Source organism: Mesorhizobium sp. M8A.F.Ca.ET.021.01.1.1, assembly GCF_003998025.1.
In the GTDB taxonomy this organism is placed as follows: Bacteria; Pseudomonadota; Alphaproteobacteria; order Rhizobiales; family Rhizobiaceae; genus Mesorhizobium.
In genome coordinates this window covers 1-1,090 of the sequence record NZ_RZSJ01000976.1, presented here as the reverse complement: position 1 = coordinate 1,090, position 1,090 = coordinate 1, and the positions used below count along the sequence as shown (strand labels likewise).

The following is a 1,090-nucleotide window of genomic DNA, read 5'->3' as shown; positions in this document are numbered from 1 at the left end:
GTGCACGCCATCGCATAGAAAACCGGCGGCGGGAACGTCCCGCCGCCGGTTCTTTGTTTCTCTGTCGCGGCACGCGCCGCGACCGTCGGCAGCCGTCATTTGTAGAGGCTGTTGATCCACTGGACGTTGGCGGCGTTCAGGCGCACGGCGGTGTTGGCCTCAGGGCTTTCCGCCACGTTGACGCCGGTAATGATGCGCTGCTTGGACTTGGTGTCATAGGCATAGACCGAGCTGCCGCTCGACCCCGGGAAAGTATCGCAGTCATACTGGAAATACTCCGGAGCGATGTTTTCGGCATGGACTTCGCAGCTCGCCTTCCACATCGTACCCATCGGCTTGTCGCCGGGATAGCCGACGAGGTTGGCGGTGAAGTCGCCGAGATCGTCATAGTTGGCGTAGCCCAGCCAGCCGAGATTGGTGCCGACATCCTGCTTCAGCGTGATGATGCCGAGATCCCACGGGATCACCGAACCGTAATAGCCCTGGTAGTTGTCGATGAAGCCCTGCAGCACATAGGCGCTTTCGTATTCGAAGGCGCCGAACGGAGCGTCATCGGCGGTGCTGCCATTGAGGCCCGGCACGAACAGGTAGTCGGACAGCCAGTCCTTGTCCTCGTGGCTGTAGAGACAGTGCGCGGCGGTGAGCACGGTGCGCGGGCCGATCAACGTTGCCGAACAGCTGCCATAGCCGGTCTTCGACTTGGCTTCGAGATAGCCGATTGCCGAGAACGGATAGGTCTTGGTGTTCTTGACCTGCTCACGATCGTCGGTGCCGAAAACCTGACGTCCGGCTTCGCCTTCGCCAAGGTCAGGATCCTCGGTCTTGCGCGGGTCGCCCTCGGCGCCATTGGCCGGCGCATTCAGTTCCTTGATGATGATCTCCCGCAGCGCTTCGCTCGGTTCGATCTTGATCTCCTTGCCATCGGCTGAACGTCCGACGATGCCATAGGATTTGACAGCCGCTTTCTCGTCGGTGATCGGCGCGGCGCGGTTGTCTTCGTCAGTCAGCGTCGGCGGCGCGATCGGCTTGGCCCGCCCGGGCTTGTAGTCGCCCGAAGTCACGTCCCGCATGCTTTCGCCATTGCCGGCAC

1 protein-coding gene is annotated in these 1,090 nt (G+C 61.8%); it reads right to left on the bottom strand.

From position 1 onward, the window contains the following. Positions 1-95: 95 nt before the first annotated feature. A partial coding sequence (locus EOA36_RS35965; RefSeq protein WP_145969534.1) for a serine protease occupies positions 96-1,090 on the bottom strand: 995 nt, incomplete at its 5' end.